This window comes from Selenomonas sp. oral taxon 126, assembly GCF_001683335.1.
Lineage (GTDB): Bacteria > Bacillota > Negativicutes > Selenomonadales > Selenomonadaceae > Centipeda.
The window spans coordinates 1,203,945-1,227,337 of the sequence record NZ_CP016201.1; the positions used below are offsets into that span (position 1 = coordinate 1,203,945).

20 protein-coding genes are annotated in these 23,393 nt (G+C 58.8%); all 20 read left to right on the forward strand.

Annotated elements, in window-relative coordinates; all coding sequences use genetic code 11:
- Positions 1-299: 299 nt before the first annotated feature.
- The 20 genes from AXF19_RS05335 to AXF19_RS05430 all read left to right on the forward strand — a co-directional run bounded on the left by AXF19_RS05335 (position 300) and on the right by AXF19_RS05430 (position 23,385).
- Positions 300-1,832, forward strand: a complete 1,533-nt coding sequence (locus AXF19_RS05335) for a gluconokinase (RefSeq protein ID WP_237141737.1) — start codon at positions 300-302, stop codon at positions 1,830-1,832.
- 15 nt (positions 1,833-1,847) lie between these two features.
- Complete coding sequence (gene gndA, locus AXF19_RS05340) at positions 1,848-3,272, forward strand: NADP-dependent phosphogluconate dehydrogenase (RefSeq protein ID WP_066846051.1); 1,425 nt, start codon at positions 1,848-1,850, stop codon at positions 3,270-3,272.
- 215 nt (positions 3,273-3,487) lie between these two features.
- Positions 3,488-4,807 (forward strand): gluconate:H+ symporter, encoded by a 1,320-nt coding sequence (locus AXF19_RS05345; protein WP_066846057.1) that lies wholly within the window; start codon positions 3,488-3,490, stop codon positions 4,805-4,807.
- A gap of 27 nt (positions 4,808-4,834) precedes the next feature.
- Positions 4,835-6,349 carry an FGGY-family carbohydrate kinase gene (locus AXF19_RS05350; RefSeq protein WP_066846060.1) on the forward strand — a complete coding sequence of 505 codons (1,515 nt, stop codon included), beginning with the start codon at positions 4,835-4,837 and terminating at the stop codon, positions 6,347-6,349.
- 18 nt (positions 6,350-6,367) lie between these two features.
- Complete coding sequence (locus AXF19_RS05355; protein WP_066846063.1) at positions 6,368-6,724, forward strand: PTS glucitol/sorbitol transporter subunit IIA; 357 nt, start codon at positions 6,368-6,370, stop codon at positions 6,722-6,724.
- A gap of 11 nt (positions 6,725-6,735) precedes the next feature.
- A complete protein-coding gene (locus AXF19_RS05360) occupies positions 6,736-7,800 on the forward strand; it encodes a 2-hydroxyacid dehydrogenase (protein ID WP_066846068.1) in 1,065 nt (354 codons plus the stop codon).
- 15 nt (positions 7,801-7,815) lie between these two features.
- Positions 7,816-8,913, forward strand: coding sequence for a zinc-dependent dehydrogenase (locus AXF19_RS05365; RefSeq protein ID WP_066846071.1), 1,098 nt, complete (start codon positions 7,816-7,818; stop codon positions 8,911-8,913).
- Between the two features lie 85 nt (positions 8,914-8,998).
- Positions 8,999-10,981: a YjhG/YagF family D-xylonate dehydratase gene (locus tag AXF19_RS05370; protein ID WP_066846074.1), complete on the forward strand. Its 1,983-nt coding sequence runs from the start codon at positions 8,999-9,001 to the stop codon at positions 10,979-10,981.
- Between the two features lie 20 nt (positions 10,982-11,001).
- On the forward strand, positions 11,002-11,895 hold the full coding sequence (locus AXF19_RS05375; protein WP_066846077.1) for a dihydrodipicolinate synthase family protein: 894 nt from the start codon (positions 11,002-11,004) through the stop codon (positions 11,893-11,895).
- 100 nt (positions 11,896-11,995) lie between these two features.
- Positions 11,996-12,847: a MurR/RpiR family transcriptional regulator gene (locus AXF19_RS05380; RefSeq protein WP_066846080.1), complete on the forward strand. Its 852-nt coding sequence runs from the start codon at positions 11,996-11,998 to the stop codon at positions 12,845-12,847.
- 105 nt (positions 12,848-12,952) lie between these two features.
- Entirely contained in the window at positions 12,953-13,792 is an 840-nt protein-coding gene (locus tag AXF19_RS05385; RefSeq protein WP_066846082.1) for an N-acetylneuraminate synthase family protein, read from the forward strand.
- 2 nt (positions 13,793-13,794) lie between these two features.
- A complete protein-coding gene (locus tag AXF19_RS05390) occupies positions 13,795-14,262 on the forward strand; it encodes a KdsC family phosphatase (protein ID WP_066846083.1) in 468 nt (155 codons plus the stop codon).
- A gap of 2 nt (positions 14,263-14,264) precedes the next feature.
- Positions 14,265-16,055 carry a thiamine pyrophosphate-binding protein gene (locus AXF19_RS05395; protein ID WP_066846086.1) on the forward strand — a complete coding sequence of 597 codons (1,791 nt, stop codon included), beginning with the start codon at positions 14,265-14,267 and terminating at the stop codon, positions 16,053-16,055.
- Positions 16,045-17,172: an FkbM family methyltransferase gene (locus AXF19_RS05400; RefSeq protein ID WP_066846090.1), complete on the forward strand. Its 1,128-nt coding sequence runs from the start codon at positions 16,045-16,047 to the stop codon at positions 17,170-17,172. The genes AXF19_RS05395 and AXF19_RS05400 overlap by 11 nt, the downstream gene beginning before the upstream one ends.
- Before the next feature lie 14 nt (positions 17,173-17,186).
- A complete protein-coding gene (locus AXF19_RS05405; RefSeq protein ID WP_066846093.1) occupies positions 17,187-18,254 on the forward strand; it encodes a radical SAM/SPASM domain-containing protein in 1,068 nt (355 codons plus the stop codon).
- A complete protein-coding gene (locus tag AXF19_RS05410) occupies positions 18,251-19,294 on the forward strand; it encodes a radical SAM/SPASM domain-containing protein (RefSeq protein ID WP_084784774.1) in 1,044 nt (347 codons plus the stop codon). The genes AXF19_RS05405 and AXF19_RS05410 overlap by 4 nt, the downstream gene beginning before the upstream one ends.
- Complete coding sequence (locus AXF19_RS05415) at positions 19,291-20,220, forward strand: FkbM family methyltransferase (RefSeq protein ID WP_066846099.1); 930 nt, start codon at positions 19,291-19,293, stop codon at positions 20,218-20,220. The genes AXF19_RS05410 and AXF19_RS05415 overlap by 4 nt, the downstream gene beginning before the upstream one ends.
- A gap of 9 nt (positions 20,221-20,229) precedes the next feature.
- Positions 20,230-21,363 carry an FkbM family methyltransferase gene (locus AXF19_RS05420; RefSeq protein ID WP_066846109.1) on the forward strand — a complete coding sequence of 378 codons (1,134 nt, stop codon included), beginning with the start codon at positions 20,230-20,232 and terminating at the stop codon, positions 21,361-21,363.
- An 82-nt stretch (positions 21,364-21,445) separates the two neighbouring features.
- Positions 21,446-22,516, forward strand: a complete 1,071-nt coding sequence (locus tag AXF19_RS05425; protein WP_237141709.1) for a class I SAM-dependent methyltransferase — start codon at positions 21,446-21,448, stop codon at positions 22,514-22,516.
- Positions 22,513-23,385, forward strand: a complete 873-nt coding sequence (locus tag AXF19_RS05430) for an NAD-dependent epimerase/dehydratase family protein (RefSeq protein WP_237141710.1) — start codon at positions 22,513-22,515, stop codon at positions 23,383-23,385. Before AXF19_RS05425 ends, AXF19_RS05430 begins: the two co-directional genes overlap by 4 nt.
- The last annotated feature ends 8 nt before the right edge of the window (positions 23,386-23,393 follow it).

Below are 23,393 nucleotides of genomic sequence, written 5' to 3' on the forward strand. Positions count from 1 at the left end.
TAAGAAATTCAGGCTCTTTGTCATATGTTACGGAAAATCGGAAATAGCGATGTGCGATGCTCCTAAGCAAACCCTAGTGGAGCAAGCGGAGAAAAGCGTTCGACTCGCCCCCTGCGGATTTCTTTCGTTCAAGCGAAGCGCGTTTAAGAAGTCCGCAGGTATTTAGGCGAACGAGAACGCGACCGCTTGCGTAACTAAGCGTTTGCGTGGAGCATGCACGGGTTCGTTCCGTAACATTTATCATAGAACCGAAATTCATCTTGTTTTCACGGAAAGGCGGCGGCATGATGGCAGGCAATATGAAGGGCATTTGGATTGGTGTGGATGTCGGGACGACGGGCGTGCGCGCAATTGCATACGAGGCGTCGGGTGTGAGCCGTGCGTCGGCGGAGGCGTTTTACCCACTGCGCACGCCCCATCCGGATTGGGCGGAGGAGCGTCCATCTGAAATTCGCGCGGCGACGGAGCAGGTTGTGCGCGAGGCAGCGGATGCACTGCGCTATCAGGGGCGGACACCATCCGGCATCGCACTCAGTACGGTCATGCACAGCCTCATCCCGCTCGATGCGGCGAAACAGCCGCTCACGGATATGCAGACATGGGCGGACAGCCGCAGTGCGGGCATCGTGCGTGAGTTGAAGGAAAATGAACCTGAACTCTGCCGCTCATTCTACGAGCGGACGGGATGCCCCATGCACGCGTGCTACCCGCTGGCGAAAATCATCTGGCTGAAACGGAAACGTCCGGAGCTCTTTGCGCGTACAAAGTACATCGGCTCGATCAAGGATCATCTCTTCCACGCCTTTACGGGCGAGTTCCTCATCGACCGCTCGACAGCGAGCACAACGGCGCTCTACAACGCGCATGAACTGCGGTGGGATGCGGAGATCCTGAACTTCATCGGCATCACGGAGGAGATGTTGCCGCCCGTGATCTCAACGACGGAGGCGCGTCCTCTCGCGGCGGATGCGGCGGAGCGTATGCATCTCACGGTAGGGCTGCCCGTGGTGATCGGCGCGACCGACGGCGTACTCGTCAACGTCGGCATCGGCGCGGTCTCGGCGGGACAGCTGAGTGCGACCATCGGCACGAGTGGCGCCGTGCGGATGCTCGTCGGTGAGCCGCGCACGGATGACGCAATGCGTACATGGTGTTATAATCTGGTCGACGGCCTCTGGGTTGCGGGCGGTGCAATCAACAACGGCGGCATGATCCTGCGTTGGATGCGCGACAAGATCTGCCATTTCAGCGAGGCACAGATGGCGGCACTCGATGTCGATGCCTACGACCTTATGACGATGAAGGCGGCGAAGATTCCCGCAGGCTCGGACGGGCTCATTCTCCTGCCGTTCTTCACGGGCGAGCGCGCCCCGTATTGGAACTCCGACCTGCGCGGTCTGTTCTTCGGTCTCTCGCTGAATCACAGCCGTTCCCATATGATACGCGCCGTCATGGAGGGCATCTGCTACGGGATGCACAGCGTCTTTGATGCGCTGCGTGAGTTCGGCGAGGTGCGGGACATCCGTGTAAGCGGCAGCTTTACGAAGTCGCCGCTCTGGATGCAGATCCTCGCGGACGTGCTCGGCGAGCCGCTTGTCCTTCCGAGCAACAGTGAGGGCGCGGCGTACGGTGCGGCGGTGCTGGGCTTTATCGCGGCAGGAGAAATGGCAGGAATCGCGGATACGGCAGCCCTCGTGCATGCAAAGAAGGTCTATATGCCGGACGAGGAAAACCACAAGATTTATACGCAGCTCTCGGATATCAGCGGACGTCTTTACCGCAACTTACAAAAAGAATTTGCCGAGATAGCGGCATATCAGGCGAGATATTGAGGGAGGAAGATCGAGATGAGTAATGGCACGATGGATATCGGCGTCGTCGGCATGGGCGTCATGGGGAGCAATCTCGCGTTCAACATGGCGGATCACGGCTTTCAGGTGGCGGGATGGAACCGTACGGCGGATATGACGGAAGCCGCCGCAAAGCGCAATCCTCCCGCGAACTTTCACCCGTTCTATGATCTCAAGGAGTTCATCGGTGCGCTCAAGAAGCCGCGCCGCGTCTTCCTCATGATCGCTGCGGGTGAGCCTGTGGACTGGGCGATCGGGGAGATTGCACCGCTGCTCGAGGCGGGGGATATCATCCTCGACGGTGGGAACTCGTTCTACGAGGATACACGCCGCCGTCACGGCGCGCTGAAGGAGAAGGGCATCTGCTACTTCGGCGTGGGCGTCTCGGGCGGCGAGAAGGGCGCGCGGCTCGGTCCCGCCATCATGCCGGGCGGCGATCGTGCCGCCTATGAATCCGTGCGTCCGATCCTTGAGGGCATTGCCGCGCGTGCGGGCGAGGAGCCGTGCTGCACCTACATCGGCGAGGACGGTGCGGGGCACTACGTCAAGATGGTGCACAACGGCATTGAGTACGCAGATATGCAGCTCATCGCCGAGACCTATCTCATCCTAAAGCATGTCGGCGGCCTCTCCAATGCGCGCATCGGCGAGATCTTCCACGCGTGGAACAGCGGCGAGCTTCGGAGCTACCTCATCGGCATTACGGCGGACATCTTTGCGGAGGTGGATGAGGAGACGGGCAGGGCACTCGTCGACCTCATTGTCGACCGCGCGGGGCAGAAGGGGACGGGTCGTTGGACGAGCCTCGAGGCACTGCAGCGCGGTGTCGATCTCTCTATGATCTCTGCCGCCTGCAATGCGCGCGTACTCTCGAATTTGACGGAGGAGCGCGCACACGCGGGCGCGGTCATGACGGCACCCGAGGGGGCTGCTGTGACGGTGGATGCAGACTTCATTGAGGCGGTGCGCTGCAGCCTCTATACGGCGAAAATTGTCGCCTACGCACAGGGCTTCTCCCTCTACCGCGCGGCAAAGGAGGAGTTCGGCTGGTCGCTTGACTTTGGAAAGATTGCGTCCATCTTCCGCGCGGGCTGCATCATTCAGGCGGAATTTTTGCAGCGCATTACAGATGCCTACGAGAAGGAGCCAAATCTGAAGAATCTCATGTTTGACGATTTCTTCCTCTCCTCCATCAACGGCAATGCGGAGAGCCTGCGCCGCACGGTCTGCCTCGCCGTGGAGCGCGGCGTGCCCATTCCCGCATTCTCCGCTGCCATGCAGTACATCGATGCCTTCCGCAACCCACAGCTCGGCGCGAACCTCATTCAGGCGCAGCGCGACTACTTCGGCGCGCATACATTTGAGCGCGTTGACAAAGAGGGCTCGTTCCACCATGTGTGGCAGGAGCATTACGAAAAATAAATACGCTTACGGGTTGCTGCATACATGTGTGCAGCAACTTTTTTGCCCCAAAATGATATTTAGTAAACAAAATATAATTAAATAAATGAAATGCTATTTACAAATGAAAGACCATCGACTATAATTACATCAGGAATTGTTATAGGTTTTGCTGTCAGTAGTTGAGGCAGCGCGCTGCGGGGGGCGAACCCCCACTATGAAAGGAGAGGAATCCTATGCCGCTGATTATTCTAGCTGTGGGCATCCTGCTGCTGTTCTTCCTCATCGTTCGCGTGAAGCTGAACAGTTTCATCTCGCTGCTCATCGTCGCAGGCCTTGTCGGCTACGCAGAGGGACTGCCCGTCACGCAGATCATCCCCGTCATCCAGAAGGGGCTTGGCGGGACGCTCGGCGGACTTGCCATCGTCGTCTCGTTCGGTGCGATTCTCGGCAAGCTTATGGCGGAGAGTGGCGGTGCACAGCGCATTGCCATGACGCTCATCAACATGTTCGGCAAGGAAAAGGTCAAGTGGGCAGTCTGCCTTACGGGCTTCATCGTCGGCATCGCGCTCTTCTATGAAATCGGCTTCGTCCTGCTCATCCCGCTCGTCTTCACGATTGCGGCATCGGCGCAGATCCGCCTCCTCGAGGTCGGCATTCCGATGGCTGCGGCACTCTCGGTTACGCACGGCTTCCTGCCGCCGCATCCGGGCCCCACGGCGATCTCGGTCATCTACAATGCGGACATCGGTCTGACCCTCGTCTACGGCGCGATTCTCGCGGCGCCAATCGCGGTCATCGCAGGCCCGATCTTCTACAACTTCGTCAAGGATCTCAACCCCGCGATTCCCGAGGGGCTCTACAATCCGAAGGTGTTCACGGATGAGGAAATGCCGAGCTTCGGCATCAGCGTCTTTACCGCACTCGTTCCCGTCGTTCTGATGGCGGGCTCTGCAATTGCAAAGATGACGCTGCCCGCAGACTCGCATGCACTTGCCATCATGGTCTTCCTCGGCTCGCCTGATATGGCGCTGACGATCTCCATCTTCATCGCGTTCTACACATTTGGCATTTCACGCGGCAAGAGCATCCAGGAGATCATGAAGATCTCCGAGTCCGCGATTCTCGCGATCGCCATGATCCTCCTTATCGTGGGCGGCGGCGGCGCGCTCAAGCAGATCCTCATCGACAGCGGTGTTGGCCGCTACATCGGAGACCTCCTCATGGGCTCCGATCTCTCGCCGCTCGTCCTCGCATGGTCGATTGCGGCGGTCATCCGCATCGCCTGCGGCAGCGCGACGGTTGCAGCGCTCACGGCGGGCGGCATCGCGGCTCCCGTGGTTGCGCTCACGGGCGTCAGCCCCGAGCTCATGGTGCTCGCAACGGGCGCGGGCAGTCTCATCATCTCGCCGCCGAACGACCCCGGCTTCTGGCTCTTTAAGGAGTTCTTCGGCCTCACGGTCAAGGAGACGGTGCGCACGTGGTGTACGATGGAGACGATCATCTCCGTCATGGGGCTTGTGGGCGTTCTGATCCTTAATATGTTCATCGGCTGATGAGCGCACCAAAGGAGCGTGGCTGTCATGGGCTATCTTTTGGGCATTGATGCAGGCTCTACGAACTATAAGGCAATCGCGTGTGATGCGGCGGGGAGATTCCTCGCCTCCGCGCGGCGGCCGGCAAATACGAAATATCATGAAAACGGCTGGGCGGAGACTTCGCCCGAGCTGATCTGGGAGGGCGTTGCCGCGTGCGTTGCAGAGGTCGCGGCGCAGCTGCCCGGCGAGACCTGCGACGGCATCGCCGTTGCGAGCTCGGGTGAGGATGTTCTGCTTGACGGCGCAGTACAATCGGTGTATCCTGCAATTCGGTGGTTCGATACGCGCACGGAGGCGATTGCCTCGGCGTGGGAGCCGTTCGGCCGCGAGCGCATCTATCGGATCACGGGCATCAACCCGAACCCCGTTGCGAGCATCACCAAGATGCAGTGGATCAAGCGCTATGTGCCCGAGGCATGGGCGCGGGCGCGCCTCTGGATTCCAATCGCGGGCTTCATCAGCCTAAAGCTGACGGGCACGGCGCGTGCGCCGTGGACGAACGCCTGCCGCTCGATGGCGTTCGATCTGAATCGCCGCGACTGGTCGGAGGAGATCCTCGCGGAGGCGGGCATAGAGCGTTCTCTGCTCGCAGAGCCGATCCGCCCCGGAGAGCAGATTGGTGCTCTGACCGCAGCTGCTGCGGCGGCAACGGGGCTCAAGGAGGGAACGCCCGTCTTTGCGGGCGGCGTGGACTATGCCTGCGGCACCTTTGCCACGGGCATCATCCATCCGGGACAGATGCTGGACTCCACGGGGACGAGCGAGCAGCTGCTTGCGATTCTCGACGCACCCGAGATCAGCAGCGCCAGCATGGAGAAGAATTTCACATCCGTCGCCTACGTGGTGAATGACGCTTACTACATCATGGGTATGATCGTGGCGTCGGGCGGTATCTTTGAATGGTTCAAAAACACATTTGCGTGTGAGTCCTTCGATCTGCTGGTCGATGAGGCGGCGCGTGAGCCGATCGGAGCACGCGGCTGTATGATGCTGCCGTATTTCTCGGGACGGCACACGATGGGCAGCGATCCTGCGGCGCGCGGCGCATTTGTGGGGCTCACGCGCGCAACGACGCGCGGCACCTTTGTTCGCGCGATTCTCGAGGGGCTCTGCTACGAGATGCACAGCATTGTGCAGGCGATGCAGGAGCTCTCGGGGCAGAGCGTCGAGTCGATCTACGCCATCGGCGGCGCAGCAAAGAGTGCGTTTTGGATGCAGATGAAGGCGGATGTCACAGGCATCCCCGTACGAAGCAAGGATGTTCCCGAGGCTGCGGCGCTTGGGGCGGCGATGCTCGCGGGACTTGGTGCGGGCGTCTATACAAGCCCCGAGGATGCTGCGGCGCGCGTGCAGTTTGCAGAGCGGCAATATACGCCCGATGCAGCGCACCACGCACAGTATATGGAGCTGTATGAGACGTTGAACCGTGCGCTCTATCCCGCTCTGCGGGAGTTCAACGCTGCGGTCACGCGCGCACAGGGAACCAACGAAGGAAAATAGAAGCGGAGGAGATATGCGATGAAATATGAGGTAACGGTTACGGGCATTGGGGATTTCGTACTGCCCTTCATGCGGACGCGCGAGTCGGTCATCATCTTTGATAAGGATGTACCGTACGAGTACGAGAACATGGTTGTGGCGCATACAAAGGCGGAGGTGAAGGCGGACATCGTCGTCGGGGATACGCTCCATCTTGCAGACCGCAGCTATACGGTGACGGCGGTCGGCGATGAGGCGATGAAGACGCTGCGTGAGCACGGACACTGCACGATTGTGTTTACGGGCAAGGATGCGGTGGAGCAGCCGGGGCAGATCATGGTGAAGGGCGACGGTGTGCCGCGCTTCATGGTTGGCGATATCATTCGCTTTGAGTGAGGAGGACAGCGATGAAAGTTTTGGTCATTGGCGATCCGCTGCTCTCGTCGGAGCGTTTGGAAGCCGCTGTCAAAAAGATTCTGGGCGATGTGGACGTTGCGCGTGTCGACTGGAAGCCTGCGAGCGATGAGGAGTTCTGGTTTCTGCGCAGCGAGGTAGAGAAGAAGGGGCCATCGGCGGGCAGACCGCCGCAGGAGATCTTCGACCACGTCAGCGATGTCGACATCATCATCACGCATCACACGCCGATCAACGCCGAGATCGTTGCCGCAGCGAAGAAGTGCCGCATCATCGGCGCGTGCCGTGCGGGCGTTGAGAACGTGGATGTGGCTGCGGCATCGAAGCAGGGCATTGCCGTGTTCCACACGATGGGGCGCAATGCACACGCGGTTTCGGACTACACGATCGGTCTCATGCTCGCAGAGATGCGCAACATCGGCCGCGCTCACGCAGAGCTGAAGCAGGGACATTGGAAGAAACAGTATTCGAATGCCGCCTTTGTCGGCGATATGCTCGAGAAGAAGATCGGTCTCGTCGGATTCGGCTATATCGGACATCTCGTAGCGAAGAAGTTGAAAGGCTTCGACGTGGAGATCCTCGTCTACGATCCGTATGCAAAGGCGGAGGATGTGGAGGCGGCGGGCGCACGCCTTGTATCGCTCGAGGAGCTGTGTGCGGAGGCGGACTTCATCAGCATGCACGCGCGTCTCTCCGAGGCGACGCAGGGACTCCTCGGCGAAAAGGAGTTCGCGCGTATGAAGCCGACGGCATATGTCATCAACACGGCGCGTGCGGGGCTCATCGACGAGCAGGCACTCATCTCCGCCCTGCATGACAAGCGGATCGGCGGTGCAGCAATCGATGTCTTCTGGACGGAACCGCCGCCGGCGGATCACCCGTTTATGACGCTTGAGAACGTCACGATCACGCCGCACCTTGCAGGCTCGACGCGCGACGCATTCAACCGCACGCCCTATCTCCTGCTCGAGGAGGTCAAGAGCACAATCGGCGGCGGTGCGCCGCGCTGGGTGGTCAATGCGGACGCCGTATCGACTGATTTTTCCGGACTCAAATAAGGGGAGGAGGAGCATATGAAAGCAGCAGTGTATCACGGCACGGCGGATGTGCGCGTGGAGGATGTCGCAAAGCCGACAATCGGCGCGGGAGAACTCCTCGTCAAGGTCAAGGCGTGCGCCATCTGCGGCGGTGACCTTCGGACATTCCGCCATGGGCACAAGGCGATTCATCCGCCCATCATCCTCGGGCACGAGATTGCAGGTGTGATCGAGGAGGTCGGCGCGGGCGTCGAGCGCTATCATGTGGGTGACCGCGTTATCGTAGCGCCGGGTATCGGCTGCGGCGCGTGCTCCTACTGCCTCTCGGGGCGTCAGCACCTCTGCTACACGCGTGAGACCATTGCGCACGGCTATGACGGCGGCTTCGCCGAGTACGTGCGAATCCCGGCGAGTGCCGTCCGCGCGGGCAATGTGAACTTCATCCCCGATGAGGTCGACTACCTTGCCGCCTCACTCTCGGAGCCGCTCGCCTGTGTCATCAACGGGCAGGAGGCGATGGACATCCAACTCGGCGATACCGTCGCTGTTATCGGCGCAGGGCCGATCGGCATCATGCACGCGGAGCTGGCACGCGCGCGCGGGGCGGGGAAGATCTTCCTCCTGAACCGTAGCCGCAACCGTCTGGATGCGGCGCAGGATCTGAACTATGACGCCTACATCGAGACGGGCGAGGACGGCGGCGTGCAGGCGGTTCTGGACGCGACGGACGGTCTGGGCGCAAATGTCGTCATTGTCACGGCGGGCAGCGCCGCTGCACAGCGCGCGGGCATCGCCATGACAGGCAAGATGGGCAAGGTTTGCCTCTTTGCAGGGCTGCCGAAGGATACGCCGGAGCTCTCGTTCGATGTGAACTTCGTCCACTATCGGCAGATCACGCTGTACGGCACATTCTCCTCCGCGCCGCGCCATAATGCGCTCGCCGTGGAGCTGATCCGCAGCGGGAAGATCAATGCCGACCGCATCCTCACCCACGCCGTTGCGTTGGAGGACATCGTGCATGGCTTCGGCCTCGTAGAGCACCGGGCAGGGATGCGCGTCGCGGTTGTTCCCCATATGGAAGAACTTGCCGCAGATATTGCACGTCATCCTGATCTTGTGATTTCAAAAGGCTAAGTTTTATGCTGGGGCTGCTGCACGTTCACGTTCGTGCGGCGGCCCCGTTTCTGTCTGTGTATATGTATTGAGAGGTGGAGCAGCGATGTCTATGGAGGAACTTTATGGAAGGGCGCCAACGGGGCTGTACGATGTCCGCACGCGGAAAGCGGGGCCAAAGGGGCGACTGCCGCTGACGGATGAGATGCTGCGCACGGCGCCGAGCGGCAATATCTTCGGTATGACGATCAATGCGGGCATGGGATGGAATCCCGATGATCTCGCGGGCGGCGATGTGCTTATCATCAGCACGCAGGGCGGCATCCGCCGCGACGACGGGACGACGGTAGCGGTTGGACTGCACAACGGTCACTTCGAGCTCGGCGACCTCATGCGCGCCGCCGCAGATGAAATCAAGGGAGCAGGGCTTGTCCCGCATGCAGCCTTTGTCACCGACCCGTGCGACGGGCGCAGTCAGGGGACGACGGGGATGTTCGACTCGCTGCCCTACCGCAATGACGCGGCGATTGTCATGCGCCGTCTCATGCGCTCCCTGCCGACGCGTCGGGCGATCATCGGCGTCGCTGCATGTGACAAGGGCCTGCCCGCGATGATGATGGCGCTCGCGGGGATGCACGATCGCCCCGTCATCCTCATCCCAGGCGGCGCGACCCTCTCGCCGACGGACAGCGAGGATCTGGGCACGGTGCAGACCCTCGGCGTGCGCTATGCAAATGATGAAATCACGCTCGACTATGCCGCACGCACAGGATGCAGCTCCTGTGCATCGCCGGGCGGTGGTTGCCAGTTCCTCGGGACGGCGGGTACGTCGCAGGTGGTTGCCGAGGGTCTGGGACTCACACTGACGCATGCGGCGCTTGCGCCCTCGGGCGAGGAAATCTGGCGGGAGCTCGGGCGCGCTTCGGCGCGTGCAGTCTTGGCACTTGCTGCACGGGGGATTACGGCGCGCGACATCCTGACCGACAAGGCGATCGAGAATGCGATGGTCATTCACGCGGCGTTCGGCGGCTCTACGAATCTCCTCCTTCATCTCCCTGCCATTGCACACGCTGCGGGCTGCCATATGCCAGATGTGCGCGACTGGTCGCGCATCAACAAGGAGGTGCCGCGCCTCGTGAGCGTCCTGCCGATCGGTCCTGTCAACTATCCGACGGTGTTCGCGTTCATGGCGGGCGGTGTGCCCAAGGTCATGCTGCATCTGCGCCGTCTCGGGCTCCTGCACGAGGATGCGCTCACCGTCACGGGTGCGACGCTCGGGGAGAATCTCGACTGGTGGGAGCACTCCGAGCGTCGCGCGATATTGCGCAAGCGGCTCGAGGAGGTTGACGGACTCTCGCCCGATGAGGTCATCTTCACACCGGATGAGGCGCGTCGGCGCGGCATCGGCTCGACCGTCACCTTTCCCACGGGCAATATTGCGCCCGAGGGCTCTGTCGTGAAATCCACGGCGATTGACCCCTCCGTGATCGACGCGGACAAGGTGTTCCGCCACACGGGCAAGGTCAAGACCTTTACCTCGGAAAAGGCGGCGATTGCGGCACTCAAGGAGCATGGCCGCATCGTTGCGGGCGACATCATGATCGTCATGGGCGGCGGTCCGAAGGGGACGGGCATGGAGGAGACCTATCAGCTCACCTCGGCGCTCAAGCATCTGCCGTTTGGCAAGCATGTCTCCCTCATCACGGACGCGCGATTCTCGGGCGTCTCAACGGGTGCCTGCTTCGGACATGTGGGACCCGAGGCGCTGGCAGGAGGACCCATCGGCAAGCTGCGCGACGGAGATGTCGTGGAGATCATCGTCGACACGGAGAACCTCGAGGGCAGCCTGAATTTCATCGGCACGGAGGAAGAGCCCCTGAGCTATGAGGAGGGCGCACGTGTCCTCGCATCGCGCAGTATGCAGGATGGCGTCGGCCCCGATGCCGATCTCCCCGATGATACGCGCCTCTGGGCGGCGCTGCAGGAGGTCAGCGGCGGTACGTGGCGCGGCAATGTCTACGATGTGGAGCGAATTCTCGCCGTGCTCGAGGCGGGCAAGGCGGCGCTGCGTGATAAATCAGGCAGCTGATACGGAAAGCGGAGGATATTATGTTCAAGGGCGTCAACTCACCTGTCATCACGATTTTGAAGGATGATGGCAGCATCGACTATGCAAACATGGAGCGGCATATCAATCATCTCGTGGAAGCGGGGCTGAACGGGCTGCTCTTTCTCGGGAGTCTCGGCGAGTTCTACGCGTTCAGCGACGCGGAGCGGCGGGCGCTGATCGACTGCGCCGTCAAGACCGTTGCGGGGCGCACACAGGTTGTGATCGGTGTGGGCAACACGGCGGCGGAGGAGGTCGTGCGACTCGGTAACTATGCCGCAGAGGCGGGCGCGGATGCGCTCAACATCGTCTCGCCGTATTATTTCGGACTGCCTGCTGCAGCGGCGGTGGACTATTTCGAACGCATTGCAAACGCGGTGGAGCTCCCCATCATGCTCTACAACTTCCCCGACCGTACGGGCAGCGACCTCAGCCCTGAGATTGTGCGCGAAATCGCACAGCGCTGCCCCACGATCACGGGGATCAAGGACACGGTGGACAACATCAGCCACACGCGGCGCATCTGTCAGGCGGTAAAGTCCGTGCGCCCCGACTTCTCCGTGCTCTCGGGATTCGATGAGTACTACATCGTGAATCGCATCTCGGGCGGCGACGGCGTTCTCTGCGGGCTCACGAACGTCGTGCCAGAGCTCTTCGTCAAGATGCACAGCACGTATGAGAGCGGCGACCTCACTGCGGCGGTGAAATGTGCCGAGCAGATCACAGGGCTCATGCGGATCTACGCCGTGACACCGCTCTTCATCACGGGCATGAAGGCGGCGGTGCGCGCAGCAGGTCTGCCCATCTCCACGTATACGCGCGCGCCGGGGACGACACTGACAGAGGTAGAGGATCGGGAGATTCGTGCCATCCTCACCGATCTCACTGTATCGTAAAATGCACAACACCTCCTGCAATGGATTTTTGCGGGAGGTGTTTTTTTATCTCAAACTTTGCTATAATGACATAAAAGTAACATCGAAGGAGAGTGGCAGGATGACGGCGGAGAACTTACCGCTGCCCGTGATGCGCGGCAGCTATGCGCATATGACGCGCACGGAGAAGCGCATTGCAGACTATGTGTCCGCGCATGTGAGCGAGGTGATGGATCAGACCATCTCGGAGCTTGCGGCGGCAGTTGGCAGCTCTGAGATCACAATCTCGCGCTTTTGCAAAAAACTCGGGTTCAGCGGTCTGCAGAGCTTTAAGATCGCACTCGCGGCGGAGCTCTACACGCAGACAGAGACGGTCTATCAGGACATCGATGCCGCAGATACAACCGAGAAGGTCGTTCAGAAGGTCTTTCGCAACATCATGGACGGCTTGCAGGATACGCTGAAGCTGCTCGACTATGCGGCGATTGAGCGCGCCGTCGAGATCATCCGCGGGGCACGGCGCATCGCCGTCTACGGGTTCGGCAACTCCGCGACCGTCTGCCGCGACATCGAGACGCGCTTCCTGCGTTTCGGCATGGTCGTGCAGGCATACAGCGACGCGCATCAGCAGGCGACATCAGCGTCACTCCTCACGGCGAAGGATGCTGTCATTGCTGTCTCACATACAGGCGCAACGCTCGAGCTGCTCGATACCGTCCGCACGGCGCGCGCGGCAGGCGCTGCCGTCATCGTCATCACGAGCCATGCGCATTCGCCGCTTGCCAAGCTCGGCGACATCGTCCTGCACGGCATGGGTCGCGAGGTGCACTACAGCTCTGAGGCCGTCTCCTCGCGCCTCATCCACATGGCGATCACCGACGCACTCTACACCGTCATCGCCATGCAGAGCCCGAAGGAGTATCGCCGCAACCTCCAGAAGATGCGCGCGGTCATCGCAAAGAAGCGGACGTAGGGGGCGTTCGGCAAACGATGGGCTTAAGTGTATGAAGAAGTATGCGATATTATATAATAAGGGTGTGTAGCACGTTTGAGAGAGATCAGGGAGGGTCTAAACACCATGGAAAATGCAAACAAGAAGGTCTTTTTTATTGCTGAGATTGGCATCAATCACAACGGTGATATGAAGATCTGCAAGCAGCTCATCGACGTTGCTGTCGACACCGGCTGCGATGCGGTGAAGTTCCAAAAACGCACGGTGGATAAGGTCTATACGGCTGAGTATCTCGCAAGTCCGCGCGAGAGCCCGTGGGGAACGACGCAGCGCGAGCAAAAGGAAGGCCTTGAGTTCGATCTTGCGGACTATCAGGAGATCGACCGTTACTGCAAGGAAAAGAATATCGAGTGGTTTGCATCAGTCTGGGATGTGGATTCTCAGATTTTTTTGCGTCAATTTGAACTCAAATACAATAAAGTCGCCTCTGCGATGCTCGGAGATATGGAGCTGCTCGAGGAAATGGCGAGTGAGGGGCGTTATACGTTCATTTCGACCGGCATGAGTACATGGGAGGAAGTGGATGCTGCGGTTGCGGTATTCCGTCGTCACGGATGCCCGTTCGAGCTGCTGCACTGCAACAGCACCTACCCGATGGCGGTGGAGGATGCGAATCTCCTGCTGATTCCTGAGATTCGTGCGCGCTACAATGTGCCGACGGGCTTTAGTAGTCATGAGACCGGCTATGTCGCAACCCTGGGTGCAGTCGCTGTCGGAGCCACGTCCATTGAGCGTCACATTACGCTGGATGTGAATATGTATGGCTCGGATCAAAAGGCATCAATTGAGCCGGAACCGCTGAAGGCGCTTGTGCGCGATATCCGACTGATGGAGTCCGCGCTCGGCACGGGAAAGAAGACCCTGAGCCCCGCAGAGATGGCAGTACGCAAGAAGCTCAGAGGGTAAGCGTGAGAAAAATCAAATACATCTTTGCAGATATGGACGGCGTCGTGACAGACGGCACCGTCCGTATTGATGAGAATGGCAGAGAGAGCAAGGCAATCTGTTTTCGTGATCTGGATGCCATCGGCATTGCCCGCAGAGCAGGGCTTGAGTTCGCCTTTGTAACCGGCGAGGATACGCCTATCGCGCACTATATGGCAAAGCGTTTCGGGGTGGAGACGGCGGTCTTTGGTGCAAAGGATAAGCAAGCCGCAGTCGAGGGACTGCTTGTGCGGTTGGGACTGACGGCAGAAGAGATCTGCTATATCGGAGACTCTGCACGCGATGTGCCGGCGATTGAGATGGCCGGTATCGGCGCAACCGTACAGGATGGTGTTCATGCTGCGCGAAAGGCGGCGGACATCGTTACGGAGTGCCGCGGTGGGACGGGTGCATTGCTTGAACTTGTCGAAGTGTTATTGGAGAGAGAATAACCATGAAGCTATCTGACTACGTCATGGAGTTTTTTGCAAAGAAGGGCATTCAGTATGTCTTCATGCTGCCGGGCGGCGGCTGTATGCACCTCGTCGATTCACTTGGACGGTGTGACGACCTGACATACGTTGCCTGTTTGCATGAACAGGCGGCCTCCATTGCAGCTGAGAGCTACGCGCAGAATTCCAATGAAATCGGTGCTGTCCTTGTCACAACGGGCCCTGGCGGTACGAATGCCGTGACAGGGCTTGCCGCTGCATGGATTGACTCGACCCCCGTCCTCTTTCTTTCGGGACAGGTGAAGCGCAGTGACCGCATCGGGGAGAGTGGCGTGCGACAGATGGGCTCACAGGAAGTGGACATCGTCCCCATTGTAACACCGCTTACGAAGTTCGCCGTCACTGTGATGGAGCCGACGGAGATCCGCTATGTCCTCGAAAAGGCATATCATCTCGCCATGCACGGACGCCGTGGTCCCGTGTGGATCGACATTCCTCTCGATGTGCAGGCGGCAGAGATCGAGCCTGAAAAGCTGCGTGCCTACGAGCTGGAGTCAGAGACTGCGGATGCGCCCAAGGCTGCCATCGACAAGATTCGAGAGCTTCTTTCGGCGGCAAAGCGCCCCGTCCTCCTCGTCGGCAACGGCGTAAAGGCTGCGGGGGCGGAGACGGCGCTGCAAGAGCTGCGCGAGAAGACGGGCGTACCGACCCTCCTCACGTGGAAGACCATCGATCTGCTGGATTTTGACGACCCTTTGTATTTCGGTACGCCGGGCGGCATGGGGCATCGCTATGCGAACTTCGTGCTGCAGAATGCGGATCTGCTCGTGGTGCTTGGCAGCCGTCTCGACAGCAGCCTCACGGCGTGGAATCACGCGAATTTTGCGCCGCGTGCGAAGAAAATCATCATCGATATCGACCCCGCTGAGACGGATAAACTGGATATGGACATCGCCGTGCGCATCGACGGCGACCTCGCCGAGGTGCTTCCGCTCCTCGCGCAGGAGAGCTATGAGATGAGCGCGGAGTTGCCTGCATGGCAGACATACTGCACGCGGATGAAGAAGAAATATCCGATCATTACAGACGAGATGCGGGCAGAGCTTGACTATGTCGATGCCCATGTATTCGTGGACGAGCTTTCGCGTCAGCTGACAGCAGATGATGTCATCGTCCCGGAGAGCTCCGGCGGCGCAGGGGAGATTACCTATCAGGCATTGCGCGTCAAATATGGGCAGAAGGTGAAGAACGCTGCGGGACTCGGCTCCATGGGATTTGGCGTGCCCTATGCCATGGGCGCGTGTCTCGCGAATGGGAAACGCCGTACCGTGCTCATTGATGGGGATGGCGCGTTCCAGCTCAACATACAGGAGCTTGCGACGATTGCACAGTGGAAACTGCCGATCAAGATGTTCCTCTGGATGAATGGTGGCTATGCCAGCATCATGGGGACGCAGCGCAACTTCTTCGAGGGCAATTACGTTGCCGCAGACCGCGAGAGCGGTCTGGCGATTCCCGATATTGGCGCTGTTGCAGAGGCGTATGGATTCCGCGTCTTCCACATGGAGCACGCAAAGGAGCTGCAGGGCGTCATGGCAGAGACGCTTGCCGCAGGCGGCCCTGCAATTTGCCTTGTGCGCGTCTCCCCGCTTGCAACAGCAAGCCCCCGGACGAAGGCAGTTCAGCTTCCGAACGGCTCGATGATGTCGAAGCCGCTCGAGGACATGTGGCCCTTCCTGCCGGCAGAGGAGATTGCAGAGAATATGATAGGAGCATCTCCCGATGAACTATGAGGAGAGAGTTCGCCGCATCATCTCGCGCGAGCGGGAAAATAAGGAGTCGGAGGCAGCCCGCTTTCTGGAGAAGATACAGGAAAAGCCGAAACTCTGCCTCTGGGGTCTTGGCAGTCACGGGCATAATTGGCATTCATATCTGAAGTCTCTCGGCATCCATGCGGACTGTGTGTATGATGCCTCACCTGAGACTCTTGCAGCATGGCACGGAAAAGAGGAGCGCCTTGCGCCCCCTCCGCCCGGACGTGCGCGCACAGAGTATCTGGCGGACATGACGGTTCTCGTGACCATGCGCAATGCCCGTCCGCTCATGGATGCACTGCGTGCGGACGGCTTTTACGATGTCTATGCGCCGACGGTCAACTTCTTTTCCTTCGATGCGAGTCTGCGCTATGCGGGAAATCCTGCAAAGCTGCAGGAGATGGAGCGCAAGGTCTGCAATCTCCTTCGTCTGTGTGGCGATGATGCATCGCGGGAGATCGTCTGTCAGACCGTCGAAAAGTATTTCGATGAAGCACATGTGCAGATCGACTGCATCCCAAACCAATATTTCGTACAGCCCCTTGTCCCGCTCACGGACGAGGAGTGCTTTGTTGATGTGGGCGCATTTGACGGCGATACAATCGACGCCTTTTTAGAGGCGACGGCCGGGAAATATCGACATATCTATGCGTTTGAGATGTCAAAGCGGAACTTTGCGCGCCTTTCGCGCAAAATACAGGAGGATCCGCGCTGTGATACAGATCGCGTCTCACTCTATCCTTACGGTGCCTCAGATCAGGACGGCACAGCCCGTTACCATGAAAACAACACGAGCACCGTATTCAGTGCGGACGGAACGGAGACAGCAGCGTTTCGGCGTTTGGACGATGTGCTGCGCGGACAGACTGTCACTTTCATTAAAATGGATATTGAGGGCGCAGAACCTTTGGCGCTGCGCGGGGCGGAGCAGATCATCCGCATGCAGACGCCAAAACTTGCGATCTGCACCTATCATAAGGCAGAACATCTGTGGGAGATCCCTGCGATGATCCTGCAGCTCAACCCTGCCTATAAAATTTACTTCAGACATCACGACAAGGATGAGATGGAGACCGTATGCTATGCGGTCTCGTAGGAGAATAAAGGATTATGGAAAGAACTGAGTACCAGAAGAGAACGGAGCATGATAAGCGCGAAAAACTGCGTAAAATCAAGCCGAAGGTTGTTGCAAAATTCGAGAAGTACGAGGAACTGCACGCGCGTGGGCAGTATACGCCGATCATTGAGTTTACCTATGATTACCGCTGCAATATGAGCTGCCCGCACTGCAGCAACCTTTGTTTTTCCCCGAAGGAGCGGAGCCTTACCCCGGAGGTGATCGGGCACGTGGCAGATCAGGCTGATGCCATGGGGCTTGCCCAGATGGGGATCTCCGGCGGAGAGCCGCTGATGTTCCCCGATCTGGAGGATGTTGTCAAGGCGATTGGCCCGGATCGGTTTCATCTCTTCATCAGCACAAACGGTGCTCTGCTGAGCGAGAAAAAGGCTAAGTGGCTGAGATCCATCGGCATTGATAAAGTAAAGATCAGCCTCGACTGCATTGACGAGGACGGACCGTCGTTCCACGACAAGGGGCAGACGAGCGCAGCGCTGCGCGCACTCAAGAATGCCGTGGCTGCAGATCTGCAGCCTGTGGCACAGACCGTATTCACCCACCAGAACTGCCGCACGCTGGAGACGGAGCGCATGGCAGCATACTGTCAGGAGAACGACATTCAGGTAGACATCATGCTGGGCAAGGCGATCGGACGCTGGGAGGGGCATGAGGAAATCTTGGTCGATGGTTCTGACTTGCAATATATACGGAAACTGCATGAAAAGTACCCTGTACTGCATCTTGATACCTTCCCGACCTACCATGAGAAGCAGGGATCCTGCGGCGCCGTCAAAAAGATTCTCGAGGTGACGAAATACGGGGATGTCATGCCCTGCGTCTTCATCCACATTGCAATCGGCAATGTCTTTGACGATACGCTTGCTGAGATTATGGAGCGCGGTCTGTCGATCCGCCATTTCCGACAGGACAGTCCGATCTGTCTCTCGGGTGTCGACCGCCGTTTCATCAAGAACCATATGTCGAAATTCTACGGGAAGAAACTTCCGATCAGCTATAAAGAAGCCTTTTCGGAAGAGGATTTCGTCAAGGATGATAAATGATGGAGATCGTTCGTTACACTGAGCTGAAAAACACCAAACGGCATGACCTTCGCGATGTCATCCCGCTCGCAAAGCCCTATACCCTTTTGATCGAGCCGAGCAGCTCCTGCAACTTCCGTTGCCGCATGTGCTTTCAAAGTGCGGCGCAGGAGAAATTCAAGGACAAGCGGCAGACGATGGATATGGGGCTCTTTCGCCGCGTTATCGCGCAGGCAAAGGCGTGGGAGGGCGAGCGATTCAAGGTGCTGAAGCTCTGTATCTACGGCGAGCCGTTCACGAACCCGCACTTTACGGAGATGCTCGCCGAGGCACATACGGCGGATATTGCCGACCGCATCGAGACAACGAGCAATGCGTCGCTCCTGACGGAGGATATATGTCGCGGACTCGTGCGCGGCGGTCTTGACTATCTGCGCGTGTCGATCTACTCCGCAATCCCGGAGAAGCATCTCTCGATTACGGATTCCAATGTGCCCATGCAGCGCGTTCACGACAACCTGCTCATGCTCCAGCGCGTAAAGCGGGAGATGGGGAGTGAGCGGCCGTTCATTGCGTGCAAGATGCTGAACACCTTTGACGAAGCGGAAAATCAAATCTTTCGCGATGCCTATGCCGACGTGGCGGATGAGATCTATATCGACGAGCCGCACAGCTGGGTGGAGATTGAGGGCGAGCAGTTTATCGATCGCCTTTACGGCGATGACATTGGCAAGGTGCAGCGGCAGATGACGGGGCGTGCGGCGTGTCCCATGCCATTTACCACGCTTGCCGTACGCTCGGATGGGGCGGTATCACCCTGCTGTAACGACTGGTACGGCGGCACGAACCTCAGCAATGTGCTGGACGAGTCTCTCGCAGACATCTGGAACGGATGGAAACTCTACGATTTTCAGGTCATGCAGCTTGAGAAGCGCAACCGCGAGAACATCAGCTGCCGCGGCTGCTCGGTCTACAAGAGCGCGCATTATACGCGGGATGATATTGACGATGTGCCGGTTGCGCAGCTGCGCCGACCAATCGGGGAGGAAATGCACGGATGAACGAGAGGACACTGGTCTACGGCCTTGGCAAAGAGTATCAGGAGCATCGGGAATGGGTCGCGACGCACTTTCGTGTGACGGGATACTGTGACCAGGATGTGACGCGTATGCCGCCGGAGGGTGCCGTTTGCAAGGATGAGCTGAAGGAGCGCCTTGCAGAGTTTGATCTGGTGCTCGTTACGGCTGACCCCGTCAGCATTGTCGCGGATCTGTTGGAGGAGTTCCATGTTCCGCTGGAAAAGATTCGCGTGCTTTATTATGAGCTTGCGAAGCAGGTGCCGCCGTTGCGCACATTCTACGGTGAGAATGCCGAGGATGCCGTGCTTATGCTGCTCTGCCGGGAGCTGGGACTCTCCTTTGAGGGGCTTTCCTATTTGGAGATCGGGACGAACGACCCCGTACGCTTCAATAACACGTACAATCTCTACCGGCTCGGCGCACGCGGACTCCTCGTTGACCCGCTTCCCGCGGTGGGGGAGCTCATTCGGATGTCGCGTTCCGAGGATTGCTTCCTGCACGCGGCGGTTTCGGCAGAGGGAGACGGCGCGCAGAAGCTGTTCTTTGCGAGCAAAAGCTCCACGGTCAGCAGCCTTTCGTATGAGCATCACAAGGCATGGGACGGTGTTTCGCACAACGAAGTGTATGAGATTCCGGTCGATGTGTTCGGCATCAATACGATCCTTGAGCGGATGGAGGAGACTCCTGACCTCCTGCTTGTCGATGCGGAGGGGGAGGACGAAAAGATCCTGACTGCGCTCGACTACACGCGCTTTTGCCCGAAGGTCATCATGGTCGAGATGGATCATCTGGACAGCTCGCGTGCACATATGATGCAGTTTATGAAAGACCACGGATATATCGAATATACGACCATTAAGTACAATACGATCTTTATTGCAGCGCATCTGTGGGATGCAGTGGTCTAGGGGCATACGATGGGAAATCAGAAAGAGACGGCTGTCCGGTTGCTGAGTGAAAACTTCACGGCGGTGATGGAGGCGCGCAGCGCATGGCGTGCTGCAGTACAGCAGATGTTCCGGGATGGTGAGCCGGTCTATCTCTGGGGCACGGGACAGATGGGACAGTGGGCTGCCCATCTCGTGCGCGATATGGGCGGACAGCTTGCGGCCTTTGTTGACAATAATGCCGTCCGCTGGGGAACGGAGATGGAGGGCGTTTCCTGCATCTCTCCGGAGCAGCTGAGGGAGGCTACAGATCCCCTTGTCGTCATCGGTGTCGGCATGAGTGGAGCTGCTGTTGCAGCGCAGCTTGCGGACATGAACATTCGGCGTGTGCTGGATATGCCGGATTTCTATTTGAACAGTCTGTTTGATGACCTTCGTTCTGTCAACCCCGCAGATGTTGCTGCACGTGTAGAAAGGTGTTTTGACCTTCTCGCGGATGAGCGTTCGAGAGATGTCCTGCTCGCAAAGCTCGAGGGCTTCTTTAAGTTTGAGCCGGGCTTCGGTAACCAGAAATATTATGGAGAAGTATGTCAGGGCGATCAGTATTTTCAGGATGATATCATTCGCTTTACAGAGGCATCCGTCCTCGTGGACTGCGGGGCATATACGGGCGATACGATGGAGGATTTCCTGCGGCGCGGCTATCCGTTCCGGAAATATATTGCCTATGAACTCACGCAGCAGAACTACAGTGTGTTGCAGGACAACATAAAGAATGTCCATGGGTGCATAGGAGAACTGCTTGCGTACAACTGCGGCGTGGGTGAGAGAAATGAGCAGATTTACTATGACGATGTTGTTTCGGCATCGGCGATTTCGTCCGTCGGTACGCGCGGGGAGATTGTCCGTATGGACGATCATCTGCAGGGAGAGGATGTCAGCTTTATCAAGATGGACATCGAGGGGGCGGAGCGGGCTGCGCTGCGCGGTGCAGAGCAGCTGATTCGCCGCTGCCGTCCCGATCTTGCGATCTGTGTCTATCATTCAATCTCTGATCTCTTCGAGATACCGCTCTACATCCATTCGATCGTACCGGAGTATCGTCTGTATCTCAGACATCATACGCCTGTATTCTGCGAAACGGTCTGCTATGCCGTGATCTGATTTGCCGTAGGAGGGGTCTACGTTGCATTGTCGTATATGTGCACAGGAAATGGGGGGAGAGCCCCTGCTTGAATACCGTAATATGCCGAAATCGGCGCAGTTCTTCCCCGCTCCCGAGGAAGCAGAGACGGAGCAGGGCGTGGATCTGCGCCTTTTCGTATGCCCATACTGCGGCATGATGCAGCTGGACGGGGCGCCTGTCCCCTACTATCGCGAGGTCATTCGCGCGACGCGCGTCTCTCCCGAGATGCGTGCGTTCCGCGTGCAGCAGTTCCGCGACTGGATCGCGCGCTATCATCTGGAGGGCAAGCGGATCATTGAGATCGGCTGCGGCGGCGGCGAATTCCTCTCCATGATGGAGGAGGCGGGCGCGGATGTGCAGGGCATCGAGTACAGCGAGACGCTTGTACGGCAGGCAGCGGCGGAGGGGCTGCGCGTACATCAGCAATTCCTCGAGGAGGGTGCGGAGGAGATCCCCGGTGCGCCCTACGATGCGTTTTATATCCTGAGCTTCCTCGAGCACAACCCCGACCCATGCGCCTATCTGCGCAGGATCGCGCGGAATCTGACGGATGATGCCGTGGGCATTGTCGAGGTGCCGGATGTCGATATGGTGCTGCGTGAGCATCTCTATTCGGAGTTCATACAGGATCATCTGCTTTACTTCACCGAGGATACCTTGCGGCGAACGCTCGAGCACTGCGGGTTCGAGGTGCTCGCGTGCAGCTCCATCTGGCACGGCTATGTACTGTCTGCCGAGGTGCGAAAGAGGCGCGCGCCGGATGTCAGTGGATTCCTTGCGCAGCAGGATCGTGTGACGAAGAGTGTGGATGCATTTCTCTCCGAAATGGAGGGGCGCGGTCTTCGGACGGCGGTCTGGGGAGCGGGACACGCGGCGCTTGCCGATCTCTCGCTGCTCGGGATGGTGGGGCGCATCGACGTGGTGCTCGACTCGGCAGACTTCAAGCAGAACAAGCTCACGCCTGCAACGCATATTCCGATTGTTGCGCCCTCCGTGCTGCGTGAGGGGAAGATCGGCGCTGTGCTCGTCATGGCGGGGAGCTACTCCTCGGAGATTGTACGCCTGCTCGAGGAACAATATCCGCATGTCGTGCGTGCTGTCTTGGAACATGACGGCGTGCGGAGGGCATGATGGAGCGTGTGATTGTTACAGGTGCGGCTGGATTTCTGGGATGGAATCTCGTTGATTTTCTTCTTGCACATGATTTTCTTGTCGATGCCATTGTGCGTCCGAACTCTCCGAGCAATGCGCGGCTTGCGGAGCATCCGCATCTGCGCGTCATTCCCCTTGCAATGGAGGAGATCTCGCGTCTGCCTGAACAGATCGCTGCGCCGTGTGACTATGCGGTGCATCTGGCGTGGGATTCGCGACGTACGGATTTTGCAGCACAGCGCGCAAGCCTTTCCTCCACATTGGATTTTGTGGAGGCACTTGGCGTGATCGGCTGCCGTCGCTTTCTCGGCATCGGCTCACAGGCGGAGTACGGCGTGACGAACGAGATCATGGAGGAGATACTTCTGCCGCAGCCAGTCACCCCCTATGGGGCTGCGAAGGTCGCGGCACTTCATCTGACGCGTCTGCGTGCGCAGCAGCTCGGTATCGACTGGGTCTGGGGACGCGTGTTCAGCGTCTACGGAGACTATGAGTCGGAGACAACGCTCCTCTCCTATCTCGCTCGTACGTTGCGCAGTGGACAGATACCGCAGATGACAGCCGGAACGCAGCTCTGGGACTATCTCCATGCAGAGGATGCAGCGGCGGCGATGACGGCGCTCCTCCTGCGCGGCAGGGCGGGCGAGGTCTATAATATTGCGCACGGCGATGTGCGCCCTCTGCGCTCCTTCACCGAGGAACTGCGGACAGCACTCGCGCCTGACCTGCAGATCGCCTACGGCATGTCCGAGCGTCCGCCCACGTCTATGCGCCCATCTGTGGAAAAGATACAGGCTGATACAGGATGGAGGGCAAAGGTGAGTTTTGTTGAGGGGGTAAAACGTTAAAAAAGAGA